Source organism: Algiphilus sp. (assembly GCF_023145115.1).
Taxonomy (GTDB): Bacteria; Pseudomonadota; Gammaproteobacteria; order Nevskiales; family Nevskiaceae; genus Algiphilus.
The window spans coordinates 150,817-174,227 of sequence record NZ_JAGLEJ010000010.1; the positions used below are offsets into that span (position 1 = coordinate 150,817).

Genomic DNA, 23,411 nt, shown 5'->3' on the forward strand with positions numbered 1-23,411 from the left:
GGCCGGGATCCGCGCTCAGCCCTGCCGCAACCGCGCGCTGGCGGCGTGGGCGGCGAGGCCCTCGGCATCGGCGATGGCCGCCGCCACCGGCGCGAGCTTCGCGGCGCCGGGTTCGGAGCAGGCGATGATGCTGCTGCGCTTCTGGAACTCGTAGGTACCCAGCGGGCTGGCGTAGCGCGCCGCGCGCGAGGTGGGCAGCACGTGGTTGGGACCGGCGCAGTAGTCGCCCAGCGCCTCCGGCGAATGCACGCCCACGAAGATGGCGCCGGCGTGGCGCACGGCGGGCATGAGCGCGTCCGGATCCGCCACCGCAAGTTCGAGGTGCTCGGGAGCGATGACATTGGCCACGTCCACGGCCTGCGCCAGATCGCGCACCTTGATCAGTGCGCCGCGGTCGGCCAGCGCCGTGCGCACGATGGCGCCGCGCGGGGTGGCGGCGATGGCATCGGGCAGTGCCCGCTCGACGCGCGCGAGATAGTCGGCGTCCGGGCACACCAGGATGGACTGCGCCTCCTCGTCGTGCTCGGCCTGCGCGAACAGGTCCTGGATGACCCACTCCACCGGCGCGCTGCCGTCGGTGATGATGCACACCTCGCTGGGCCCGGCCACCGAGTCGATGCCGACGCGCCCGAAGACCTGGCGCTTGGCCTCGGCCACGTAGGCGTTGCCGGGGCCGACGATCTTGTCCACCGCCGGCACGGTATCGGTGCCGTAGGCCATGGCCGCCACCGCCTGCGCACCGCCGATGGCGAACACGCGGTCGACGCCCGCCAGCGCGGCCGCCGCCAGCACGGTGTCGTTGCGCAGACCGTCCGGCGTCGGCACGCACATGACGATCTCGCCGACGCCGGCGGCGCGCGCCGGCACCGCGTTCATCAGCACCGAGCTGGGATAGGCCGCGCGCCCGCCCGGCACGTAGATGCCGGCCCGGTCGATGGCGGTGATGCGCACACCCAGCCGGTTGCCGTCGGCGTCGGCGTATTCGAATCCGCGCAGCGACTGCTGCTCGGCGTGGTCGAAGATGCGGTCGCGCGCGGTTTCCAGCGCGGTGCGCAGCGCCGGGTCGAGCCGGTCGAGCGCGGCCTGCAGCTCGGCGGCGGTGACTTCCGGCACGCGCCCGTCGTCGCAGGGCATGCGGTCGAGCCTGCGGGTGTAGTCCACGACCGCGGCATCGCCGCGCGCGCGCACCTCGCCGACGATGCCGGCGACGATGCCGCGTACTTCCTCGTCGCGCTCGGGCAGCCGGTCGAGCAGCCGCGACAGCGCGGCGTCGAAGCCCTCGGCTCCGGCGTCGAGCCACTGCATGGGTCGCTCGCTCACGCCGCGGCTCCGGCTTCCGCGACCAGCTCGCGGAAACGCGCGATCCAGTGCGTGACGGCGGCGTGCTTGGTCTTCATGGCGGCCTTGTTGACCACCAGCCGCGAGGTCACCGGCACGATGGTCTCGTACTCGACCAGCCCGTTGGCGCGCAGGGTGCTGCCGGTGGCGACCAGATCGACGATGGCATCGGCCAGGCCCACCAGCGGCGCCAGCTCCATCGAGCCGTAGAGCTTGATGATCTCGACCTGGCGGCCACTGCGCCCGAAGTGCTGGCGCGCGATCGCCGGGTACTTGGTGGCGATTCGCGGCCGGCGGCGCAGCGCGTCGAGGTCCTGGCCGGGCAGGCCCGCGACCACCAGCCGGCAGGCGGCGATCTGCAGATCCAGCGGCTCGAACAGCCCGTTGCCGCCGTGCTCCATCAGCACGTCCTTGCCGACGATGCCGATGTCGGCGGCGCCGTGCTCGACGTAGGGTGGCACGTCGGCGGCGCGGATGACCAGCAGATCGACACCGTCGGCCCGCGCCGGCAGGCGCAGCAGACGGTCGTCGAGGCCGTCGCGCGGCCGCAGATCGAGTTGGTCGAGCAGCGGCTGACTTTCCTCGAGAATGCGGCCCTTGGACAGGGCCAGCGTGATGCCGGACGGGTTGCTCATGCCGCCTCCTGCGGAATCCGGGTGACGCGCTGCACATGCGCGCCGAGATCGCGGAACTTCTCTTCCAGGCGCTCGTAGCCGCGATCGAGATGGTAGATACGGTCGATCAGCGTGTGCCGGTCGGCCACCAGTCCGGCCAGCACCAGGCCGGCCGAGGCGCGGAGATCGGTCGCCATCACCGGCGCACCCTGCAGCTGCTCGCGGCCGCGCACGATGGCGGTATTGCCTTCCACGCGGATGTCGGCACCCAGTCGCTGCAGTTCCAGCGCGTGCATGTAACGGTTCTCGAACACGTTCTCGACGATGGTGCCGACGCCGTCGGCCACCGCGTCCATCGCCATGAACTGTGCCTGCATGTCGGTCGGGAAGCCCGGGAACGGCGCAGTGTGGATATCCACCGACTTCGGCCGCGCCCCGTCCATGTCGAGCGCGATGTGGTCATCGCCGCAGGTGATGCGGGCACCGGCACGCTCCAGCTTGCGCAGCACCGCGTCGAGCAGACCGTTGCCGGTGGCGTGGATGGTGATGCTGCCGCGCGTCATCGCCGCCGCCACCAGGAAGGTGCCGATCTCGATGCGGTCCGGCAGCACGCGGTGCTCGGCGCCGTGCAGCGCCGGCACACCCTCGACGGTCACGGTGGCGGTACCGGCGCCGCTGATGCGCGCACCCATCGCGTTCAGACACCGGGCCAGATCGGCGACCTCGGGCTCGCGCGCGGCGTTCTCCAGCACCGTGGTGCCCTCGGCCAGCGTGGCGGCCATCATCAGGTTCTCGGTGCCGGTGACGGTCACCGTGTCCATGACGAAGCGCGTGCCGCACAGGCGCAACGCGCGCGCATGGATGAAGCCGCCTTCGACGGTGACCTCGGCGCCCATCGCGCGCAGGCCCTCCAGGTGGATGTCCACCGGTCGCGCGCCGATGGCGCAGCCGCCCGGCAGCGATACCCGCGCCTCGCCCGAGCGCGCCAGCAGCGGACCGAGCACCAGGATCGACGCGCGCATGGTCTTGACCAGCTCGTAGGGCGCGGTGTGCGTGGTCAGCGTCGACGCGCACACCGTCGCCGTCGCGGCATCGGGGTCGGCGTCGACCTGCGCGCCGAGCTCGCGCAGCAGGCGCTGGGTGGTGCGCACGTCCTGCAGCTGCGGCAGATTGGTCAGCCGCAGCGGCTCGCCCGACAGCAGCGCGCAGCAGAGGATGGGCAGCGCCGCGTTCTTGGCACCGGACGCGGTGATCTCGCCGGACAGACGTGCCCCGCCCTCGATGAGCAGCTTGTCCATGCGCGCTACTCGGGCCGGGTACGCAGCGCCAGCGCGTGGATCTCGCCGCCCATGCGCTCGCCGAGCGCGGCGTAGACCATGCGATGCTGCGCCAGCACCGAATGACCGGCGAAGCCCGAATAGACGATCTCGGCCTCGAAATGCTGACCGTCGTCGCCGCGCACGGTCACCTGCGCGCCGGGGAGGCCCGATTCGATGAGCTGCTGAATCTCTTGCGCCTGCATGATCTGCCGGTAACTGGCTGAACCCGCAATTGTACTCCGAGCCGGCGTCAACGCGGTGGCGATAGCCCGTCAGCCCCGAGCTTGCCGCCAGGGGTGCAGGGGAAGCGCTCCGCCGCCCCGCACTTGCACGGCCCGCGAGTGCCACTCTAGTATCACTGGATGCGCACCGAGCTCGTCACCACGCTGAAGCGGAAAGCCACCGACCTGCTGAAGGACCTGGCCCGCGACAGGGAGCCGATCCTGATCACCCAGCACGGCCTCCCTTCCGCCTATCTGGTCGATGTCGACAGCTACGACAGGCTTCAGGCGAAGATGCAGCTGCTCGAGGGCATCGCCCGCGGGGAGAAGGCCCTGGATGAAGGCCGCACGCTCTCCCACGAGCAGGCCAGGTCCAAGATGGCTCGATGGCTGCGGTAGTCTGGACGGAGCCTGCCCTCGCCGACCTCGACGCGATTGCCGACTACAACGCGCTGGACAACGCTCCTGCCACTCGCGCGTTGGTCCGGAAGGTCTTCGCGCACATCGACCATCTCGAGTCGCATCCGGACAGCGGATCGTTTCCGCCGGAACTCGATGGCAAGCGGTACCGGCAGATCGTGGAGCCGCCCTGTCGTGTCATCTACCGGCACGAGAAGCAGGAAGGCACCGTCTACGTTCTGCACGTCGTGCGCAGCGAGCGGCAGCTTCGTCCGAGCTCGCTGCACGGAGGCTGAGCGAGCCGGGACTCACTCCGCCCAGGTCGCCCCCTGCCAGAAGGCCTCGGCCGGCCCGAGCAGCTCCAGCCGGGCGTCCAGATGCGTCCAGTACCAGCGCCCGTCGGTGCGGCGATAGCGCTCGTCGTAGCGCCCCACGATGATGATCGGGCCGGGCCCGGTGGGCGCGGCGTCGGTGGCGATGGCCGGGCAGAACACGGTCCACTGCCCGCGCGCGGTGTCGCCGTCGACGTCGATGATCGGGTTGCCGACGCGGTGCTGGCACCAGCTCAGCATGCTGCCGACACCGTCGATGAAGAACGGCGCCGCCGCCTCCTTGCCGCTGAAGCGACCGAAGCCCGTGAAGCTGACCTCGATGTCGGGCGCCAGCCGCTCGACGAGGGCGTCGTATTCGGCGCGATCGCTGCGGCACACGGCGCGATCGACCGCCAGGCAGTAATGCTCGTGCTTGAGGCGGCGCAGCGCCTCGATGGCTTCCATGCGGTCGAGGCGTTCCTCGGTTGTCGACATCGCGTGATCTCCCCTTTGATTGCGGTGTGCGCTAAGACACCGTGTACTCCTGCCACTGCGGCCGGCGCATCTCGCGCCGGAAGCGCTCGAAGCTCCACGGCCACATCGAGATGCGGCCGCGCTCGTCGAGATACCAGCTCTGGCACCCGCCGGTGCGCCAGATGGTGCGCTCGGAGCCGGCATCCATGTCCCGGACGAAACGCTCCAGCGCCTCCGGGCGCGCTTCGAAGCGACTGGCCTCGCCGTTCCGGAAGCGCTCGACGAAGGCCATGATGTAGTCGGCCTGGATCTCGGAGGTCTGGATCAGCGGGTAGTTCCCCACCGGCGTGTACGGCCCGGCCACCATGAAGAAGTTGGCGAAGCCCGGCACCGCCACCGAGCGCAGCGCGCGGGCGCCGCCGGACCAGGCCTCTTCCAGGGTCTCGTCACGCTCGTTGATCAGCTGCAGCGGTCGCACGTAGCGCTGCGCCTCGAAGCCGGTGGCCAGCACCAGCACGTCGAGCGCGTGCAGCCGGCCGTCGGTGGTGCGCACCCCCTCGGTCTCGACACGCTCGATGGGGGCGGTCACCAGCTCGGCGTTGGGCTGCTGGATCTTGTCGTAGAAGTCCGGCGAGATGATCAGGCGCTTGCAGAACGGTTCGTAGTCGGGCCGCAGGCGTTCGCGGAGCGCCGGATCGCGCACGCTGCGCTCGAGATTGCGACGCGCGATGCCGGCCAGCATCCGATGCGCCAGGTTGTGGCCGAGCACGGCGCGCGAGAAGGTCCACTGGAACAGCAGACGCGTCAGGTGGTACCAGGCCCGGCCCGCGCCGGGCAGCCGGCGGAAGCACCACCTGGCGAAGCGCGAGTGCTCGGGGTTCGGCAGCGGGAACACCCACTGCGCGGTGCGCTGGAACAGGGAGAGCTGCCCCGCGCGCGGCACCAGCGCGGCGGTGATCTGCGTGGCGGTGGAGCCGGTCCCGATGACGCCGATGCGGCGCCCGTCGAGCGGCTCGTCGTGCCGCCACTGCGCGGAGTGGAAGCAGGCGCCGCGGAAATCGGACAGGCCCGGGATGTCGGGCATGCGGGGATGGTGCAGAACGCCGGTGGCGGCCACCACCATGTCGGCTTCCATCTCGGTGCCGTCGGTGCAGCGGATGCGCCACGTGCCGTCGCTGCGCCGCGCCTCGGCGACCTCGCTGTTGTAGCGGATGCGCGCCGGCAGGCCGTGCGCCTGCGCCACGCTCGCGAAGTAGTCCTTGATCTCGCCGCCCGGCGCGAACCAGTGGCTCCAGCCCGGGTTGGGCGCGAAGGAATAGCTGTAGAAGTGCGACGGGATGTCGCAGGCGATGCCCGGATAGGTGTTCTCGCGCCAGGTGCCGCCCAGATCGGCGGCCTTCTCGAGAATGACGAAATCGTCGATGCCCGCCTGCTTCAGGCGGATGCCCATCAGCAGACCGGACATGCCGGCCCCGATGATCACGACGCGCGGGTCGCGCGCGGAACCCCGTGCTTGTGCTGCCGCCATGGCGTCTCCTCCTGTGGCGGTCTTGTATCCGGCCATGGTGACAGCGCCGCGCACGCGGCGCCCTACCCGTTCCGGCAGTTTCGCGCCGGTAACGTCAGCCGCGCAGGCGGTAGCCGCTGCCCAGCCAGGCGATGGCCGTGGTCGCGGTGGCGGCGAAGAAGCCCAGGCTCCACGCCAGACTGCGCCAGATCGAGACGTCAGCGGTACCGAAGAAGCCGTAGCGGAAGCCGTCGATCATGTAGAAGAAGGGATTGAACAGGCTGATCTCGTACCAGAGCTCGGGCAGCCCGTGCACCGAGTAGAACACGCCGGACAGGAAGGTCAGCGGCATGATCAGGAAGTTCTGGAAGGCCGCGATGTGATCGAACTTGGTCGCCACGATGCCCGCGATGATGCCCAGCGAGCCCATGGTGCCGGCGGCCAGCAGCATGATGGCAAGCAGCGCGAAGGGGTGCGCGATGGGCAGATGCACGAAGGGCCAGGTGAACACGAAGATGGCCAGCGCCACCAGGGTCGAGCGCAGCAACGCCGCGCTGATGTAGCCGATGTACAGGTCGCGGGCCGACAGCGGCGCCATCAGCAGGAACACGATGTTGCCCATGATCTTGCTCTGCGCCAGCGACGACGAGGTGTTGGCGAAGGCGTTCTGCAGCACCTGCATCATCATCAGGCCCGGCACCAGGAACTGCGTGTAGGCCACGCCCGGATAGCCGGACTCGCGCCCCTCCAGCACGTGCGAGAACACCAGCAGGAAGAGCAGCGCGGTGACCACCGGTGCGGTCACGGTCTGGCCGAGCACGCTCCAGAAGCGGCGCACCTCCTTGGTGACGATGGCGCGCAGGCTCATGACCTCAGGCTGCACGGGCGTTCCCCTCGGTGAGCGCGACGAAGACATCCTCGAGGCTGGGTTCGCGCGTGGCGATGTCCTCGACCCGGCAGCCGGCCTCCCGCAGATCCTCGAGCACGGTGCCGATGGGCTGCGACCTGCGGTCGAGCTTGAGTTCCCACTCGCCCTCGGCCACCGACTCCGCCTGCTCGCGATAGCGATCCGGCAGCGGCGCACCCGAAAGCGACACGCGCAGGAAGCGGAACTGGTGGCAGGCCAGCAGATCGCGCGTGCTCGACACCACCTTGACCGCGCCGCGATCGACGATGGCCACCCGCGAGCACAGGTCCTCGGCCTCCTCCAGATAATGCGTGGTCAGCACGATGGTGTGGCCGGCGGCGTGCAGCTCGCGCGCGAAGGTCCACAGCGTGCGGCGCAGCTCGACATCGACGCCCGCGGTGGGCTCGTCCAGCACCACCACCGGCGGCCGGTGCACCAGCGCCTGCGCGATCAGCACGCGCCGCTTCATGCCGCCGGAAAGCGCGCGCATGGTGGCGTTGCGCTTGTCGCTCAGTTCCAGGCGCTCGAGCAGCTCGTCGATCCACGGCCAGGACTCGCGCCCGCAGCCGTAGTAACCGGCCTGCAGGCGCAAGGTATCGATGACCTTGAAGAAGGGATCGAACACCAGCTCCTGCGGCACCACGCCCAGGCTCCGGCGCGCGGCGCGGAAATCGCGCACCACGTCGTGGCCGAGCACCGAGACATCCCCGCCGGTGGCGCGCACCAGACCGGAGATGATGCCGATGAGCGTCGACTTGCCGGCGCCGTTGCGCCCCAGCAGACCGAAGAACTCGCCGCGCTGCACCTGCAGGTCGACCGAATTCAGCGCGGTCAGCGCGCCGAAGCGCTTGGTGACGCCGCGCACATCGATGGCGGTTTCCGCGCTCATGCCGGACGCGATCCTCGACAACGCTCGGAACGGGACCGAGGCCGGTTCTGGGAGGCGGTTAGCATCAGCCCATTGTATACCGCCGAGCCACTGCGACCCGCGATGTCGACCGCGATCGTCCTCTTCCGACGCGACCTCCGCGTCAGCGACCAGCCCGCGCTGCACGCGGCGCTGGACACCGCCGACCACGTGCTGCCGGTCTACGTGCACGCGCCCCACGAGGATGGCGACTGGCCCCCGGGCGGCGCCTCGCGATGGTGGCTGCACCACAGCCTGGTGGCGCTCGACGAGGCGCTGCGCGCGCGCGGCGCCGGGCTGGTGGTCGTGGCCGGCGACACCCTGGCCGAGCTGCGCCGGTTGATCGGTGCCATCGGCGCCGATGCCGTGCACTGGTGCCGCTGCTACGAGCCCGATGCCATCGTGCGCGACACCGCGCTCAAGAGTGCACTGCGCGACGACGGCATCACCGTGGAGAGCCACAACGGCAGCCTCATGGTCGAACCCTGGGCGCTCGCCACCGGTAACGGCGATCCCTACCGCGTCTACTCGCCATTCGGCCGCGCCTTCGCCAAGTTCGGCGACATCGCCGCTCCGCTTCCCGCGCCCGACGCCGTCCCCTCCCCGGCGGGCACAGCCGACCTGCCCACCGGCAGGGACGCCATCGAGGCGCTCCGGCTGCTGCCGCGCATCGACTGGGATGCCGGCTTCTACCGGCACTGGAGACCGGGCTGCGACGGCGCCCGCGAGCGCCTCGCACGCTTCTTCGAGGGCAGCGCCGCCGGTGCCTATCACGACGAGCGCGACTTCCCCGGCATCGACGGCACGTCGGGCCTGTCACCGCACCTGCACCACGGCGACCTCTCGCCGCGCGAAGCGTGGCAATGCGCGGTCTCGGCGCCCGAATCGAAGGGCGTGGACCACTTCCGGCGCGAGCTGATCTGGCGCGAATTCGCGTATCACCTCATCTACCACTATCCGGAGACGCCGCACACGCCGCTCAACCGGCGCTTCGACGCCTTCCCGTGGCGGAGCCCGGACGACTATGCGGACGACCTCGCAGCCTGGCAGGCCGGCCGCACCGGCGTTCCCATCGTCGACGCCGGCATGCGCCAGCTGTGGCACACCGGCTGGATGCACAACCGGGTACGGATGATCGTCGCGTCCTTCCTCACCAAGAACCTGCTGATCCCGTGGCAGGAAGGCGCGCGCTGGTTCTGGGACACGCTGGTCGATGCCGACCTCGCCAGCAACACCCTGGGCTGGCAGTGGGCCGGCGGCTGCGGCGCCGACGCCGCACCCTACTTCCGCATCTTCAACCCGGTGCTGCAGGGCGGAAAGTTCGATGGCGACGGCGCCTACGTGCGTCACTGGGTGCCGGAGATCGCCACCCTGCCCGACGACGCGCTGCACGCGCCCTGGGACGCGAAGCCGCAGACGCTGCAGCAGGCGGGCATCGTGCTCGGCCGCGACTACCCCGGGCCGATGGTCGACCTCAAGGCCACGCGCCGGCGTGCGCTCGACGCCTACGAGCGCATCAAGGGCTGATCCCGCTCAAGGCCGCACGCGCACGCGCGGAGACCGATACCGCCACCGGTTACACTGCGCGCGGCGACATCGCCGCCCGCTGCCACCCGAACGCGTGCATGGACAAGGACGCACTCAAAGCCCTCGGAACCCGCGTCATCGAGATCGAGCGCGCCGCTCTGGATGCGCTGCACGCGCGCGTGGACGACACCTTCGCCCGGGCCTGCGAGCTCTTCCTGGGGTGTCGCGGGCGCGTGGTGGTGACCGGCATGGGCAAGTCGGGGCACATCGCCGGCAAGATCGCGGCAACGCTGGCCTCGACCGGAACGCCGGCCTTCTTCGTGCATCCCGGCGAGGCCAGCCACGGCGACCTCGGCATGATCACGCGCGAGGACGTCGTGCTGGCGATCTCGAGCTCCGGCGAGACGCACGAGGTGGTCACCATCCTGCCGCTCATCAAGCGGCTCGGCGTGCCGCTGGTCAGCATGACCGGCAAGCCGGAATCGACCATGGCGCGCATGGCCGACGTGCATCTGGACATATCGGTGGCACAGGAAGCCTGCCCGCTCAATCTGGCGCCCACCGCCAGCACCACGGTCACGCTGGTGCTCGGCGACGCGCTGGCGGTGGCGCTGCTCGAGGCGCGCGGCTTCACGCAGGAGGATTTCGCGCGCAGTCATCCCGGCGGCGCGCTCGGGCGGCGCCTGCTGCTCAAGGTGGCGGATCTCATGCACACCGGCGACGACGTACCCAGCGTGACGGCGGAGACGCCGCTCGCCGAGGCGCTGCTCGAGGTCACGCGCAAGCGCATGGGCATGACCGTGATCACCGGCACCGACGAGCAGGTGGTGGGCATATTCACCGACGGTGATCTCCGCCGCGTGCTCGAGGCCGGCACCGACATCCACGCGGTCCCGGTCCGCCGGGTCATGACCGAGGGCGGGCGCCGCATCGCGAGCTCCGCGCTGGCGGCGGAGGCCGTGCACCGCATGGAGGAACACGCCATCACCAGCCTGCTGGTGGAGGACGAGGAAGGCCGCATCTGCGGCGTGGTCCATCTTCACGATCTGCTGCGCGCCGGAGCCGCATGAACCGGACATTCCCGAATACCGAGACGGTGGCGACGCGCGCGGCGCGCATCCGCTGTCTGTTCCTCGACGTCGACGGCGTGCTCACCGACTGCCGGCTGTGGCTGGCACCGGACGGCACCGAGCTCAAGACGGTCCATGTCCGAGACGGTCTCGGCATCAAGCTGCTGCTCGAGGCCGGTATCGCCGTCGCCGTCATCTCCGGCCGGCCGTCACAGGCCATCCAGCGCCGCCTGGAGAGGCTGGGGGTGCAGCACATCGCGCTGCAGGTCGCCGACAAGCTGCCCGAGTACGAGCGCGTGCGCGACGCCCTGGGCCTGACCGACGCCGAGTGCGCGGCCATGGGGGACGACACGCCCGACCTGCCGCTCATGGAACGGGTCGGGCTGGCATTGACGGTGGCCGATGCTCATCCTCGTGCCCGCGCGGTCGCGCACTGGGCGAGCCAGCACGATGGCGGCTTCGGCGCCGTGCGCGAGGCCGCCGACCTGGTGCTCGCGGCCCGGGGGCGCGAGGCGTGAGGCGCCCGGCGCGCGACTGGTGGCTGGCACTGCTGCTGGGTGCCGCGGCGGTGCTGTGGCTGGGCAGCATGCTGAGCGACGGCGGCGGCCCGACCGGCGACACCGCGGTGGCCGTCGCCGATCCGCCGCGCTACACGGTGCGCGGCGCCCGGTGGACCCGCAGCGACGAGACCGGCGCACCGCTGTTCAGCGTTCGCGCCGAAGCGCTCACCGTGTTCGCGAGCGAGCGCGTCGCCATCGAGGCACCGCGCGTCATCGGTCTGGGCAACCACGACGTGTGGTCGCTGCAGGCGCCGCGCGGCGAAGTCCCCGCCGGAACGCGCGCGCTGGAGCTGACCGGCGGCGTGACGATCGCCGGCCAGTGGCCGGACGGCGCCGCGCTGGATGGCGAGCTGGCGCGACTGACGGCCGACGCCGGGAGCCGGGAACTGCGCAGCGACGCCGATGTGCGGCTCGACGGCCCCGGCCGCAGCATGCGCGGCACCGGGCTGCGCGCCGACTGGGATGGGGGCCGGCTGCGGGTCCTCGAGAACGTACGGATGCAATACGATGACCCGGCCTGACAGGCGCACCTGCGGCGCGGCCGTGCTGCTGGCGGCGATGACGCTGGGCGGCAACGCCGGCGCACAGGACGCGGTGCCGGATCGCCTCGCCGGCCAGGCCCCCATGGAGATATCGGCATCGTCCGCGGAGCTGACCCGCGACGGCAACATGCGCTACAGCGGGGATGTCGTCTTCACCAGCCGGAACCTGGAAGTCCGCGGCGACACGCTGGTGCTGGAGCGCAACACCGACGACGGCGTGCACGTGCGCATCAGCGGCCAGCCCGCCGAGCTCACGCACACGCCGCCCGAGAGCGAGTCCGACCGGCGCCCCATCGAGGCACGGGCGCAGCGCATCGCCTATCACCGCGGCAGCGGCGTGGTCGAGCTCGAGGGCGCGGTGGCACTGACCCGCGGCACCGACCGCCTGCGCGGCGAGCAGCTCCGCTACGAGATCGCCAGCCAGCGCATCACCGCGAACGGCGGCAGCGGTGGGCGCGTCCGCATCACCATCGACCCCGAGACCGTCGAGGATCTGCGCGAATGAATCCGGACGACGACGCAGCGCCGCGCAGCGATGGCCCGGGCGTCTTCAGCGCGCGCAACCTGCACAAGCGCTTCAAGAAGACCACGGTGGTCCACGATGTCTCGCTGACCGTGCGCGCCGGCGAGGTCGTCGGCCTGCTCGGCCCCAACGGCGCCGGAAAGACCACCTCCTTCTACATGATGGTCGGGCTGATCGCGGCCGACGGCGGCACCATCACGCTCGACGGGCACGACGTCACGCGCACGCCCATGCACGTGCGCGCCCGGCGCGGAGTCGGCTATCTGCCGCAGGAAGCCAGCGTCTTCCGCAAGCTGACCACGGCCGAGAACATCCTCGCCATCCTGGAGACGCGCAGGGATCTCTCGCGCGCCCGGCGCAACGAGGAGATGGAACGCCTGCTCGAGGAGTTCCACATCGGCCGCGTGCGCGACAACCTCGGCATGGCGCTGTCCGGCGGCGAGCGCCGGCGCGTGGAGATCGCGCGCGCGCTGGCCGCCAATCCGCGCTTCGTGCTGCTCGATGAGCCCTTCGCGGGCGTCGACCCGATCGCGGTCAAGGACATCCAGAGCATCGTGCAGCACCTGCGCGCCCGCGACATCGGCGTGCTGGTCACCGACCACAACGTGCGCGAGATGCTGGGCATCTGCTCGCACGCCTACATCCTGGCCGAGGGCCGCGTCATCGCCGAGGGCCGGCCCGACGAGATCGAGCAGAACCAGCAGGTGCGCGAGGTCTACCTGGGACACGACTTCCGGCGCTGACAGGCGGCACGCGCCGCGATCGCCCCGGTGCAGGCCTTAAGATTCCGGGCCGAGCCTCATCCGGAACCGCACCGCGACCGCCACGCCATGTTCTCCGTCCCCCTGTTCAGCGCGCTCCGCGCCAGCCTGCGCGACCACTATGACCTCTCCGACGTCCGCCGGGATGCGCTGGCCGGCATCACGGTCGGCATGGTGGCGGTCCCGCTGTCGATGGCGCTGGCGATCGCCACTGGTGTGCCACCGCAGCACGGCCTCTACACGGCCATCGTCGCAGGAGCAGTGGCAGCGCTGGCCGGTGGCTCGCGCTTCAACGTCACCGGGCCGACCGCCGCCTTCGTGGTCATCCTGTTCCCCATCGTCGCCGAGCACGGTCTCGGCGGCCTCCTGATCGCCACGCTGATGGCCGGCTGCATCCTCGTCGCCCTGGGCCTCGGCGGCATGGGACGCCTCATCCAGTTCGTTCCCTATCCGGTGGTGCTCGGTTTCACCAGCGGCATCGCGCTGGTGATCGCCGCGCTGCAGATCCCGCAGTTCATCGGCCTCGACGGAGCGGGAGCGGGCCATCTGCTGGCGAGCCTCGCCGACACCGTCGCGCATCTGGCCGAACTGCACCCGAGCACGCTCGCCGTCGGCGTCCTTTCCCTCGCGGCACTGCTGCTCTGGCCGCGCCTGAAGACCCCGGTACCGGCGCCCCTGATCGGGCTCGCGGCCGGCGCGGCGGCCGCATGGGTCGCCAATCACGTCATGCCCGGAGACGGCGCCCCGGTGGCCACCATCGCGTCCGAGTTCGAATGGCGGATCGGCGAGCAGAGCGGCAGCGGCGTACCCCCGGCGCCGCCGACGGCCGTCCTCCCCTGGCGCCTTCCCGGTGCCGACGGCGAAACCCTGCGCGTGGATCTCGCACTGATCCGCGACCTCGCTGGTCCGGCCTTTGCCATCGCGATGCTGGCCGCCATCGAGTCGCTGCTCTGCTCCGTGGTCGCGGACGGCATGACGCGAACCCGCCACGACGCCAACGGCGAGCTCGTCGGCCAGGGCCTCGCCAACCTGGTCGCCCCGTTCTTCGGCGGCATCACCGCCACCGCCGCGCTCGCACGCACGGCGACCAACATCCGCAGCGGCGGGCGCTCGCCGATCGCCGCGGTGACGCACGCGCTGGTGGTGCTGCTGGCCATGGTCGCGCTGGCACCCCTGCTCGGCCTGGTGCCGATGAGCGCGCTGGCCGCGCTGCTGTTCGTGGTGGCGTGGAACATGAGCGAAGCCCGGCACTTCGTACGCACGCTGCGCTCGGCACCGCCCGGCGATGTCGCCGTGCTCGTGGCCTGCTTCGGGCTCACCGTGTTCGTCGACATGGTGGTGGCGGTGGCCGTGGGCACCGGCCTCGCCGGTGCGCTGTTCATCCGTCGCATGGCGCTGCTGACGCACGCCGACCGTGTCGACGCGCCCCGCGGGGACAGCGGCACGCCGCTGCCCGCCTCGACCGCGGTCTACGACGTCAACGGCCCGCTCTTCTTCGCGGCGGCGGAAAAGGCACTCGCCACGCTGCACCGGATCGATCCCGACGTGCGGACCGTCATCATCGACATGCACGACGTGCCCAGCATGGACGCGACCGCCATCGTGACCCTGCGCGGCGTGATCGATGACATGCAGCAACGCGGCGTGGCGCTGATCCTGGTCGGACTCCCGGCCCGCATCATCCTCAAGCTGCGCCGCGCCGGCATCCGCCGGTCTCCGGGCGTGCTGACCTACTGCAGCGGGCTCGACCGCGCGGCCGGAACCGCGCGGCGCTGGGAGGGCGCCGACACGGAACCGGATGCGGCAACCGCGCACGGGAGCGCGAAGCCGCTCTAGCAGCGGCCCCGCGCTCACCGTCGCGGTCGGAAGCGGCGCCCCGCCATCGCCGGCGAGGGCGACGCGATCAACCTCCGGCCAGGCCGTCCTCGCGCGCGTCCAGGTTCTGGATGCGCGCGTCGTCGGCCGGCGCCTGCTCGGCGGCGTCGAAGGCGCTGCCGGCATCGGCGTGGAACGCGGCGAGGTACTCGGCCAGCGCGTCCTGCTCGCCACCCGACGGCGAAAAGTCGAAGGCGCCCGCATCGTATTCGGCGGCATCGAAATCGGCGTCGAGATCCGCGCGCTGCGGGTTGCTCAGCCCCTTGAACGGATAGCCATCGCCGCAGTCGTCGCTGGCTTCCCCGCCACTGTCGGGCACGCAGCCGACCAGGAAGTTGAGCACCGCCATGCGGAAGGTGCGGCTCGGGTTGCCCTGCAGTGCGCCACCGGCCACGACGGTGTCGGTACCGCCGCCGGGCTGCGTCACGACCAGGGTCCGGATGCGCTCGCCGGTGGTGGCTGCGCCCTGGTTGGTATCGCCGCCGCTGCGCGCGGTGGCGCCGGGATCGAAGGAGAAGGCCATGCCACCGATCTGCGGGAACTGGCCGGCAGTGACGCCGGGCGCGAATGCGGAGACGGCATGCTCCATGACGTCCCGGAGTTCCGCCGCGGTGAGCGTCACCATGGCGACGCCGTTGTTGAAGGCCAGCGCCGTCTCGATGTCGAGCTGCGAGACACCACCCGCGGGCTTGCCGAAGTCGTTGGCATCGGGCGGGCCGAGCACGACATCGTCCGGATCGTTCGAGCCGGCCGGCTGGGTGACGGTGCCGATGGCCGCGCGGATGCCGCCGCCGTTCTTCAGCGAGATGACCACGTCCTCGTCGGCGCGGCGCGCGTACCAGAGGTTGGCGTCGGCGGTGAGATTGCCGAGGTTGGTCTCCTCGGTGCGGACGCTGCCGCGGCGGCCATCCAGGAAGACCTCGGTGATGCCGGTGGCGACGCCGTCCTTGTCGCCGAGCACGCCGCGCAGCGCGTCGGCCACATCCACGACATCGCCGATGGGCGCACCCTGCACGCTGTCGACCACGCTGTCGATGGCGGCCCAGGCGCCGTTGTCGGCCGGATCGAGGGTATCCTCGAGAATGACGCCGCTCTCGTCGAAGCCGACGATCAGCCGGCCGAGGTACTTGTAGTCGCCATCGACATTGACCAGCAGCACGGGCTCGTCGCTCGGCGACCGGTAGACGAGCGGATAGTCGTCGGCAGCACTGTCGCCGGGCCGCAGGTCGTCGTTGGCGTCGGCGAGCAGCGTGTTGGAGCCGCCGGCAACGATGATGTCGACGTTCTCCAGACGCGTGGCCAGTGCCTGCTCGACGGCGATCTGCTGCATGTGGGCCAGCACGATGATCTTGTCGATGCCATCGCCGGACAGGGCGTCGACCGCCGGCTGGATGGCCGCGGCGAGCGCGTCGATGGCTTCCAGCGCATCGCTGACGTCGTCGGGCGCGACACCGATGCTGCCGGTGCTGGTGATCGACGGCAGCGTCGGCGTCACCGCGCCGACCACGCCGATGCGCTCGCCGCCGACGGTCAGCACTGCGCTGGGCGCGAGCTCACCGGCGATGTCAGCGGCGTCACTGCCGCCGGGGTTCGCCAGGTCGCTGGTGCTGTCATCGGCGCCGAAGTCGAGATTGCTCGACAGATACGGGAAAGCGGCACCGGACCAGGCGTCGTCGGCGCCGATGATGCCGGCGAACTCGCCGGGACCGCCGTCCAGATCGTGATTGCCCACCGCGGAGGCCTGCAGACCGAGCGCGTTGAGGATGGCCACCTCGCCGCGCCCGACACCGGGCACGCCCACGGCGTTGGCAAGCGCATCCTCGGCGCTGGCCTGGTAGATCGGGCCGGGGATGTAGTTGTCGCCGGAGGACAGCAGCACCGTGCTGTCCGGCCGCTGCGCGCGGAAGGCGTCGACCAGCGCCGAGAAGGCGTCGACGTTGGCGAGCGCGGCGGTGCCGCCGCCGTCGACATCGGCGAAGTGCAGCAGCTGCAGCTCGAAGTCCGGCTCGATGACCGGGTTCCCGCCACCGTCGTCGCCGGGCAGCGTGTTGTTGAGGCCGTCGCAGGCGGCGGTGGCCGTCGCGAGCGCGACGATGGGAAACAGCGACAGGAATCGACGGTCTGCGCGCATGGGAATCGTTCGGGTAGTGGAAAGCCTCGCGGAGGCTAAGCACCGCCCGTGACCGTGCCGTTAAGGGGGCATTGCGGCGTCGTGACAGGCGCGCCACTTGTGATGACGGCGGCGGCGGCGTAGCGTGAATCGCCCACTGCCCCGGAGGAGACCGGCGCATGAGCCAGGCACGCGACAACACCCCGGTCGAGACCGAAGCCACCATCCGCCGCGATCTCGCGGCGGCCTACCGGCTGGTGGCGCTGTTCGGCTGGGACGACCTCGTCTTCACGCATCTCACGGCGAAGGTGCCGGGGCCCGAGCACCACTTCCTGATCAACCCCTACGGGATGATGTTCGAGGAGATCACCGCCTCGAGCCTGGTCAAGATCGACGCCGCCGGCAACAAGGTCGAGGACAGCCCGTGGCCGGTGAATCCGGCCGGCTTCCTGATCCACAGCACGATCCACGGCGCCCGCGACGATGCGGCCTGCGTCATGCACACCCATTCGCTCAACGGGGTCGCCGTGTCGGCGCAGAAGGACAGCGTGCAGCCGCTGTCGCAGCAGTCGCTGTTCGTGCTCGCCAGCCTCGCCTATCACGACTACGAGGGGGTGGCGCTGGAGGAGGACGAGCGCGCGCGGCTGGTGGCCGACATCGGTGACGCCCGCTTCCTCATGCTCCGCAATCACGGGCTGCTGACGGTCGGCGCCAGCGTCGCCGAGGCCTTCCTCGAGATGTACCTCTTCGAGGCCGCGTGCACGATCCAGGTGCGCGCGCTCTCGGGCGGCGGCGAACAGACGCGCATCGGCCCGGATATCCTTGCCGGCGCCGAGCGCATGCAGCGGCAGGTCACCCACAACCAGGGTGCGGCACTGGTATGGCCGGGCCTGCTGCGCCGGCTCGACCGGGTCAATCCCGGCTATGAGGCCTGAACGCCGCGCAGCGCCCGGACGTGCACGCGGCGACCGACGTACGGCGCGCACGCGACCGTCGGGCGGTGGGCGCAACGGCGACATCCGTCGCTCGCGGGCGCTACAATCAGCGCTATGCAAGATTCGTGCAAGCTGCGGTCATGAAGCAGTCGCTTTCGCTCAAGCTCGGCCAGAGCCTGGCGATGACGCCGGCGCTGCAGCAGGCCATCCGCATGCTGCAGCTGTCCAGTCTGGAGCTGCAGGCCGAAGTCACCGAGATGCTCGACCAGAACTTCATGCTGGAGACGGTCGAGAACAGCGAGGACCGTGCCGGAAGCGACGGCGAGGTGCTGCTCAACCCGTCCGAGCGCGGCCCCGACGCCGAGCAGCCGGCAACCGCCGAAGCGCCCGAGCTGGACGCACCGGCGAGCACCGCCGACGACTGGTCGATGGAGGACTCGGGCTGGCGTGACAGCAGCGGCGACACCGAGCGCTACGAGTACCAGCAGGCCAATCTTCACGAGGCCGGCGACCTGCGCGAGCATCTCGCGTGGCAGGCCAACCTCTGCACGCTCGAGGGCGTCGCGCGGGAACTGCTCGCGCATCTCATCGACGCGATCAACGACGACGGCTATCTCGACGACTGGGACGGCATCGCGCAGCGACTGGCCGGCGACGACGAGACGCGCGCCGAGGCGCTGCACGAGGCCCTGGCCATGCTGCAGAGCCTGGACCCCACCGGCGTCGGCGCGCGCGACGTGCCGGAGTGCCTCCTGCTGCAGCTGCGCCACCCCGAGCACGAAGTCGACGACGACGTGCTGGACACTGCGCGGCGCATCGTGCGCGACCATCTCGACCTGCTCGCGCGCCACGATCACGACCGTCTGGCGCGCGCCGTCGGCTGCGACACCGATACCGTCAACGCCGCCATCCAGTGCATCCGCGGCCTGTCGCCGCACCCCGGCCGCGCCTTCCAGGGCGCGCCGCCGGACTACGTGGTGCCGGACGTGCTGGTCGCCAAGCGCAACGGCATCTGGCAGGTCCATCTCAACCCCGAGGCCGTGCCGCGCGTGCGCATCAACCGCCAGTACGCGGCGCTGGTCCGGCGTGCCGAGCGCTCCGACGAGCAGCAGACGCTGCGCCGCCACCTGCAGGAGGCCAAGCAGCTGGTCTCGGCGCTGCGCGCCCGTCATGACACCCTGCTGCGGGTGGCGCACTGCATCGTTGAACAGCAGGCCGCTTTCATGGAACATGGCGTCGAGCACATGCGGCCACTCGTGCTCCGCGAGATCGCCGAGCGGCTCGGCATCCACGAGTCGACGGTGTCGCGCGCCACGGCCAACAAGTACATGCTGACGCCGCTGGGCGTCTTCGAACTGAAGTACTTCTTTTCCAGTTCCATCCGCACAACGAAAGGAGGCTCCGCGTCCGCTACCGCTATCCAGGCCAAGCTCAAGCGGCTCATCCAGGCGGAGCCCACCGGCAAACCCCTGTCGGATGCGCGCCTGTCCGAGCTGCTGCGGGACGAGGGCATGGAGGTCGCCCGTCGCACCGTCGCCAAGTACCGGGAAGGCATGGGCATCCCCCCCGCTCACGAACGTCGCCGCATGGCCTGAGCATTCATCCCCCTCTGTTCGGGAGTACCGCATGAATCTCGATATCACCGGTCACCACATCGATCTCACCGACGCCCTGCGCGACTACGTCACCGAAAAGCTCAAGCGCGTCGAGCGTCACTTCGACCACCTGATAGACGCCCACGTCATCCTCACGGTGGAGAAGCTCGAACAGAAGGCGGAGGCAGTGCTGCGCGCCAGTGGCGCCGAACTGCACGCTTCCGCGGTGCACACGGACATGTACGCCGCCATCGACCAGCTCGCGGACCGGCTGGACCGGCAGACCAAGAAGCACAAGGAGCAGAGCCGCGATCACCACGCGCGCGAGGCACAGAAGGGCGCGCTGGCGGATTCGCTGGCCAAGTAGCCAACCGGCGCGGGGCCGCCCCTGCGGTCCCGCGCCCTTCACCAGAAGGATCGCACCACATGAAGCTCGCCGAGGTACTCGACGCCAGCCGCGTCCGCACCGACCTATCGCTGACCAGCAAGAAGCGCGCACTGGAGGAGATCAGCGGCCTGCTCGCCGGCCGCGACGGCCTGTCACAGGCGGACATCTTCAACGCGCTGATGGCACGCGAGAAGCTCGGCAGCACGGGTCTCGGGCACGGCGTTGCCATCCCGCACGGCCGCATGGCCGACTCGCGCACCACCGTCGGCGCCTTCATCCGCCTCAACCACGGTGTCGACTACGACGCCCACGACGGCGAGGCGGTTGATCTCGTGTTCGGGCTCATCGTGCCCCAGAACGCGACCGAGGATCACCTCAAGCTGCTCGCCGCGGTGGCCGAGAAGTTCTCCGACGAGGATTTCTGCGCGCAGCTGCGCGCTGCCGAGTCGCCGGAAGCCGCCGCCGAGCTGCTCAACGGATAGCGCCGGTGTCGGCCTCGACGCCGGCAGGAAGCAGCTACACCATCGACGACGGCGACGCCCGCGCCCCGGCGCCGGCGTTGACCGGCATCCTGGATGCCGCCGGCACCGCCGTCTCCTGGCAGCGACCACCGCCACCCGACACCACCATGGCCGGCGCCGGATGGCTGCAGCCGCACGCCTGCGCACCGCTCGCCGTGGCGGGCAGCGCCGCGGTCGACTGGCTGGAGCGGGCACCACCCGGGGCCCTGGAAGCGCTGGCCGCGGACGGGCCGCTGGCCGTGCTGGCCATGCGCGAGCATGTCGAGCGCATCGCGGCGCTGCTGCCCGCCACCATCGCGCTCGGGACCATCGCGGCCGATCCGGCGGACACGCTGCATGCGCTGCGCGAGGCACTGCTGCTCGGCAGCGCGCCGAGCCAGACGGTCTACGGCGTGCTCGCCGAGGTCTTCGCGCTCGGCGTGCTCATCGTGGGTCCGGCCGGCGTGGGCAAGAGCGAGCTGGCGCTGGAGCTGCTCGCGCGCGGACACCGGCTGGTCGCCGACGATGCCGTCGACCTGCACGGCCTGCCCGGCGCCCTGCTGAGCGGCAGCGCACCGCCGCTGCTGCACGGTTTCCTCGAGGTCCGCGGCCTGGGCGTGCTGGACGTCCGGCGCATGTTCGGCGAGGCCGCGCTGGTCACGCGCCGCCGTGTCGACTTCCTGCTCGAGCTGCTGCCGGTGCGCGACGCCCCCACCGACTACCGCGCCCGGCTCGCGGGGCTGCGCGGCGAAGCCCGTTTCCTGGGTCGCACGCTGCCCACCATCTGTCTGCCCATCCGCGTCGGGCATAATCTCGCCACCCTGGTCGAAGCCGCCTGTCGCGATCAGTGGCTGCGCCTGGAGGGCTATCGCGCCGACGACGCCTTCGCCGAGCGCCAGCAGCGCGCGATCGACGCGCAGGTGGACGAGCCATGACACGGAGCGCGGGATGGAATTGATCGTCGTCAGCGGATTGTCCGGGGCCGGCAAGTCGGTGGCGCTGCGCCAGCTGGAGGATCTCGGCTACTACTGCATCGACAACCTGCCGCTGGAGATGCTCGGGCCGATCGCCAAGCGCGCGCTGCGCATCGCCGAACAGCGCTTCTCGCGGATCGCGCTGGGCATCGACGCGCGCGACAGCCGCGACGCCATCCGCGGGCTGCCCCAGTACATGGACCGCCTGCGCAGCCGTGGCCTCAGCGCGCGCGTGCTGTTCCTGACCGCCGACGAGGAAACCCTGCTCAAGCGCTTCGCCGAGACGCGGCGGCGCCATCCGCTTTCGGGATCGGATCGCCCGCTGCTGGAAGCCGTCAAAGCCGAGCGCGAGCTGCTCGAGCCGATCGGCGCCTACGCCGACGAGGTCATCGACACCAGTCGCATGAACCTGCACGAGCTGCGCGAGCGCATCCGGCTGTCGGCGCGCGGCAGCGAGGCCGGCATGCTGATCGCCATCGAGTCCTTCGGTTACAAGAACGGCGTGCCGGACGGCGTCGACTTCGTCTTCGACGTGCGCTGCCTCCCCAATCCGCACTGGAAGGAACAACTGCGGGCGCACAGCGGCCAGGACCGCGAGGTCATCGACTGGCTCTCCGAGCACGACAGCGTGGGAACGATGATCGACGACATCAGCGGCTTCCTCGAGCGCTGGCTGCCGTCCTTCGCACGCCAGAACCGGCCCTACGTGTCCATCGGGATCGGCTGCACGGGCGGCCAGCACCGCAGCGTCTACGTCGCGGAGTGCGTGGCACGGCGACTCAAGGCGGTCTACCCTGAACTGCAGCTTCGGCACAAGGAGCTATCCGCATGAGCAGCCGCGACGCGCCGGTGGGCGTGCTGCTGGTCACCCACGGCCGCCTCGGCCGCTTCTTCCTCGACACGCTGCGCGACATGCTCGGCGAGCTCAGCCTGCCCGTGGAAGTGCTGGAGGTCCGCCGCGTGCTCGACACCGAGCTGCTCACGCGCGACGGCCAGCGGATGATCGAGCGCCTGGACGCCGGCCGCGGCGTGCTCGTGCTCACCGATGCCTTCGGCTCGACTCCCAGCAACATCGCCAGCCGCCTGCTCGCCAGGGGCCGCACGCGCGTGCTCGCGGGGCTGAACCTGCCCATGCTGGTGCGCGTCTTCAACTACCCCGCGCTCGACCTCGACGCACTCGCCGAGGCCGCCGTTGAAGGCGGCCGCCGCGGCATCATCTTCTGTCCGGAGGAAGCAGGCAGTGCCTGAAAAGACCGTCACCATCGTCAATCGTCTCGGCCTGCACGCGCGTGCGGCGGCCAAGCTCGTGACCGAGGCCAACCGCCACCAGTCCGACGTGCGCGTGCGCAAGGACGGCCGGGAGGTCAGCGGCAAGTCGATCATGGGCGTGATGATGCTGGCCGCGGCCAAGGGCAGCCAGATCACGCTGATCACCGAGGGCGACGACGCCGACCACGCGCTCGCCTGTCTGGCCGATCTGGTCGCCGACCGCTTCGGCGAGGACGCCTGAGACCGCCATGAGCCTCTGGCTGCACGGCATCGGGGTTGCGCGCGGCATCGCCATCGGGCGGGTCGTCAAGATCTCGGGCACCGACATCGAGATCCGCGAGTACACCGTCGGCGCGGACGAGATCGACGCCGAGATCGCGCGCTACGAGACCGCCCACGAACGCGCCAAGCAGCAGCTGCGCGACGTCCGCGCGCAGATCCCCGCCGGCACGCCGCAGGACATCGCCGCCTTCATCGATACCCACCTGCTGATGCTCGACGACAGCTCGCTGAGCGAGGCGGTGATAGGCCGCATCCGCGACGAGCGCCTCAACGCCGAGGGCGCGCTGCGGCGCGCGCGGGACGCACTCATCGCGGTGTTCGAGCAGATGGACGACCCCTACCTGCGCACGCGGCAGAACGACGTCGAGCATGTCGTCGCCCGGGTCCTGCGCAACCTCGTGCAGTCGGAGCGTGCCGCGCCCGAGAACGCGCCCGAGGTCGATGCCGAGGAAGCGCGCATCGTGGTCGCCGACGACATCACGCCGGCGGACATCATCCTGCTG

Annotated in this window: 27 protein-coding genes; 18 read left to right on the forward strand and 9 right to left on the reverse strand. The window is 70.7% G+C overall.

The genetic code is table 11. The features are described from left to right. Positions 1-15 precede the first annotated feature (15 nt). From hisD to KAH28_RS03405, 4 genes are read right to left on the reverse strand one after another with little or no spacing between them, the layout of a single operon-like run. The gene (hisD, locus tag KAH28_RS03390) at positions 16-1,305 is read right to left on the reverse strand and encodes a histidinol dehydrogenase (RefSeq protein ID WP_366918116.1); all 1,290 of its coding nucleotides are present in this window, start codon (positions 1,303-1,305) and stop codon (positions 16-18) included. 11 nt (positions 1,306-1,316) lie between these two features. Further along, positions 1,317-1,973, reverse strand: a complete 657-nt coding sequence (gene hisG, locus KAH28_RS03395) for an ATP phosphoribosyltransferase (protein WP_290574405.1) — start codon at positions 1,971-1,973, stop codon at positions 1,317-1,319. Further along, a complete protein-coding gene (gene murA / locus KAH28_RS03400; protein WP_290574406.1) occupies positions 1,970-3,250 on the reverse strand; it encodes a UDP-N-acetylglucosamine 1-carboxyvinyltransferase in 1,281 nt (426 codons plus the stop codon). Before murA ends, hisG begins: the two co-directional genes overlap by 4 nt. Positions 3,251-3,255: 5 nt before the next feature. Then, a complete protein-coding gene (locus KAH28_RS03405) occupies positions 3,256-3,474 on the reverse strand; it encodes a BolA/IbaG family iron-sulfur metabolism protein (protein ID WP_290574407.1) in 219 nt (72 codons plus the stop codon). A gap of 159 nt (positions 3,475-3,633) precedes the next feature. On the opposite strand from KAH28_RS03405, the gene KAH28_RS03410 reads away from it, so the two are divergent. Then, positions 3,634-3,891: a type II toxin-antitoxin system Phd/YefM family antitoxin gene (locus tag KAH28_RS03410; RefSeq protein ID WP_290574408.1), complete on the forward strand. Its 258-nt coding sequence runs from the start codon at positions 3,634-3,636 to the stop codon at positions 3,889-3,891. Beyond that, a complete protein-coding gene (locus tag KAH28_RS03415) occupies positions 3,879-4,187 on the forward strand; it encodes a type II toxin-antitoxin system RelE/ParE family toxin (RefSeq protein WP_290574409.1) in 309 nt (102 codons plus the stop codon). The genes KAH28_RS03410 and KAH28_RS03415 overlap by 13 nt, the downstream gene beginning before the upstream one ends. 12 nt (positions 4,188-4,199) lie before the next feature. On the opposite strand, the gene KAH28_RS03420 is transcribed toward KAH28_RS03415, so the two are convergent. The 4 genes from KAH28_RS03420 to KAH28_RS03435 form a co-directional block, all read right to left on the reverse strand. Next, entirely contained in the window at positions 4,200-4,697 is a 498-nt protein-coding gene (locus tag KAH28_RS03420; RefSeq protein ID WP_290574410.1) for a nuclear transport factor 2 family protein, read from the reverse strand. A 31-nt stretch (positions 4,698-4,728) separates the two neighbouring features. After that, complete coding sequence (locus tag KAH28_RS03425; RefSeq protein WP_290574411.1) at positions 4,729-6,204, reverse strand: NAD(P)/FAD-dependent oxidoreductase; 1,476 nt, start codon at positions 6,202-6,204, stop codon at positions 4,729-4,731. Positions 6,205-6,298: 94 nt separating this feature from the next. Beyond that, positions 6,299-7,051, reverse strand: coding sequence for an ABC transporter permease (locus KAH28_RS03430; RefSeq protein WP_366918117.1), 753 nt, complete (start codon positions 7,049-7,051; stop codon positions 6,299-6,301). A 4-nt stretch (positions 7,052-7,055) separates the two neighbouring features. Continuing rightward, entirely contained in the window at positions 7,056-7,979 is a 924-nt protein-coding gene (locus tag KAH28_RS03435; protein ID WP_290574413.1) for an ABC transporter ATP-binding protein, read from the reverse strand. A 102-nt stretch (positions 7,980-8,081) separates the two neighbouring features. On the opposite strand from KAH28_RS03435, the gene KAH28_RS03440 reads away from it, so the two are divergent. From KAH28_RS03440 to dauA, 7 genes are all read left to right on the forward strand, one after another. After that, positions 8,082-9,524 carry a deoxyribodipyrimidine photo-lyase gene (locus KAH28_RS03440; RefSeq protein ID WP_290574414.1) on the forward strand — a complete coding sequence of 481 codons (1,443 nt, stop codon included), beginning with the start codon at positions 8,082-8,084 and terminating at the stop codon, positions 9,522-9,524. Positions 9,525-9,622: 98 nt separating this feature from the next. Further along, positions 9,623-10,594 (forward strand): KpsF/GutQ family sugar-phosphate isomerase, encoded by a 972-nt coding sequence (locus KAH28_RS03445; protein WP_290574415.1) that lies wholly within the window; start codon positions 9,623-9,625, stop codon positions 10,592-10,594. Then, on the forward strand, positions 10,591-11,112 hold the full coding sequence (locus KAH28_RS03450) for an HAD hydrolase family protein (RefSeq protein ID WP_290574416.1): 522 nt from the start codon (positions 10,591-10,593) through the stop codon (positions 11,110-11,112). Before KAH28_RS03445 ends, KAH28_RS03450 begins: the two co-directional genes overlap by 4 nt. Continuing rightward, complete coding sequence (gene lptC / locus KAH28_RS03455; protein ID WP_290574417.1) at positions 11,109-11,675, forward strand: LPS export ABC transporter periplasmic protein LptC; 567 nt, start codon at positions 11,109-11,111, stop codon at positions 11,673-11,675. Before KAH28_RS03450 ends, lptC begins: the two co-directional genes overlap by 4 nt. Beyond that, complete coding sequence (gene lptA / locus KAH28_RS03460) at positions 11,662-12,201, forward strand: lipopolysaccharide transport periplasmic protein LptA (RefSeq protein ID WP_290574418.1); 540 nt, start codon at positions 11,662-11,664, stop codon at positions 12,199-12,201. The genes lptC and lptA overlap by 14 nt, the downstream gene beginning before the upstream one ends. Then, a complete protein-coding gene (lptB, locus tag KAH28_RS03465; protein WP_290574419.1) occupies positions 12,198-12,962 on the forward strand; it encodes an LPS export ABC transporter ATP-binding protein in 765 nt (254 codons plus the stop codon). The genes lptA and lptB overlap by 4 nt, the downstream gene beginning before the upstream one ends. Before the next feature lie 87 nt (positions 12,963-13,049). After that, positions 13,050-14,816 (forward strand): C4-dicarboxylic acid transporter DauA, encoded by a 1,767-nt coding sequence (gene dauA, locus KAH28_RS03470; protein WP_290574420.1) that lies wholly within the window; start codon positions 13,050-13,052, stop codon positions 14,814-14,816. A 67-nt stretch (positions 14,817-14,883) separates the two neighbouring features. On the opposite strand, the gene KAH28_RS03475 is transcribed toward dauA, so the two are convergent. Continuing rightward, positions 14,884-16,986: a 5'-nucleotidase C-terminal domain-containing protein gene (locus KAH28_RS03475; RefSeq protein WP_290574421.1), complete on the reverse strand. Its 2,103-nt coding sequence runs from the start codon at positions 16,984-16,986 to the stop codon at positions 14,884-14,886. 158 nt (positions 16,987-17,144) lie between these two features. Between KAH28_RS03475 and KAH28_RS03480 the strand changes: the two genes are divergently transcribed. The 9 genes from KAH28_RS03480 to KAH28_RS03520 all read left to right on the forward strand — a co-directional run. After that, entirely contained in the window at positions 17,145-17,900 is a 756-nt protein-coding gene (locus KAH28_RS03480; RefSeq protein ID WP_290574422.1) for a class II aldolase/adducin family protein, read from the forward strand. Between the two features lie 140 nt (positions 17,901-18,040). Beyond that, complete coding sequence (locus tag KAH28_RS03485) at positions 18,041-19,495, forward strand: RNA polymerase factor sigma-54 (protein WP_290574423.1); 1,455 nt, start codon at positions 18,041-18,043, stop codon at positions 19,493-19,495. 31 nt (positions 19,496-19,526) lie between these two features. Further along, complete coding sequence (raiA, locus tag KAH28_RS03490; protein WP_290574424.1) at positions 19,527-19,862, forward strand: ribosome-associated translation inhibitor RaiA; 336 nt, start codon at positions 19,527-19,529, stop codon at positions 19,860-19,862. A 59-nt stretch (positions 19,863-19,921) separates the two neighbouring features. After that, complete coding sequence (gene ptsN / locus KAH28_RS03495; protein ID WP_290574425.1) at positions 19,922-20,365, forward strand: PTS IIA-like nitrogen regulatory protein PtsN; 444 nt, start codon at positions 19,922-19,924, stop codon at positions 20,363-20,365. A 5-nt stretch (positions 20,366-20,370) separates the two neighbouring features. Beyond that, positions 20,371-21,318, forward strand: a complete 948-nt coding sequence (locus tag KAH28_RS03500) for a hypothetical protein (protein ID WP_290574426.1) — start codon at positions 20,371-20,373, stop codon at positions 21,316-21,318. A 13-nt stretch (positions 21,319-21,331) separates the two neighbouring features. Next, entirely contained in the window at positions 21,332-22,189 is an 858-nt protein-coding gene (gene rapZ / locus KAH28_RS03505; protein ID WP_290574427.1) for an RNase adapter RapZ, read from the forward strand. Further along, the gene (locus KAH28_RS03510; RefSeq protein ID WP_290574428.1) at positions 22,186-22,605 is read left to right on the forward strand and encodes a PTS fructose transporter subunit IIA; all 420 of its coding nucleotides are present in this window, start codon (positions 22,186-22,188) and stop codon (positions 22,603-22,605) included. The genes rapZ and KAH28_RS03510 overlap by 4 nt, the downstream gene beginning before the upstream one ends. Then, the gene (locus KAH28_RS03515; RefSeq protein WP_290574429.1) at positions 22,598-22,867 is read left to right on the forward strand and encodes an HPr family phosphocarrier protein; all 270 of its coding nucleotides are present in this window, start codon (positions 22,598-22,600) and stop codon (positions 22,865-22,867) included. Before KAH28_RS03510 ends, KAH28_RS03515 begins: the two co-directional genes overlap by 8 nt. A gap of 7 nt (positions 22,868-22,874) precedes the next feature. After that, a partial coding sequence (locus KAH28_RS03520; protein ID WP_290574430.1) for a phosphoenolpyruvate-utilizing N-terminal domain-containing protein occupies positions 22,875-23,411 on the forward strand: 537 nt, incomplete at its 3' end.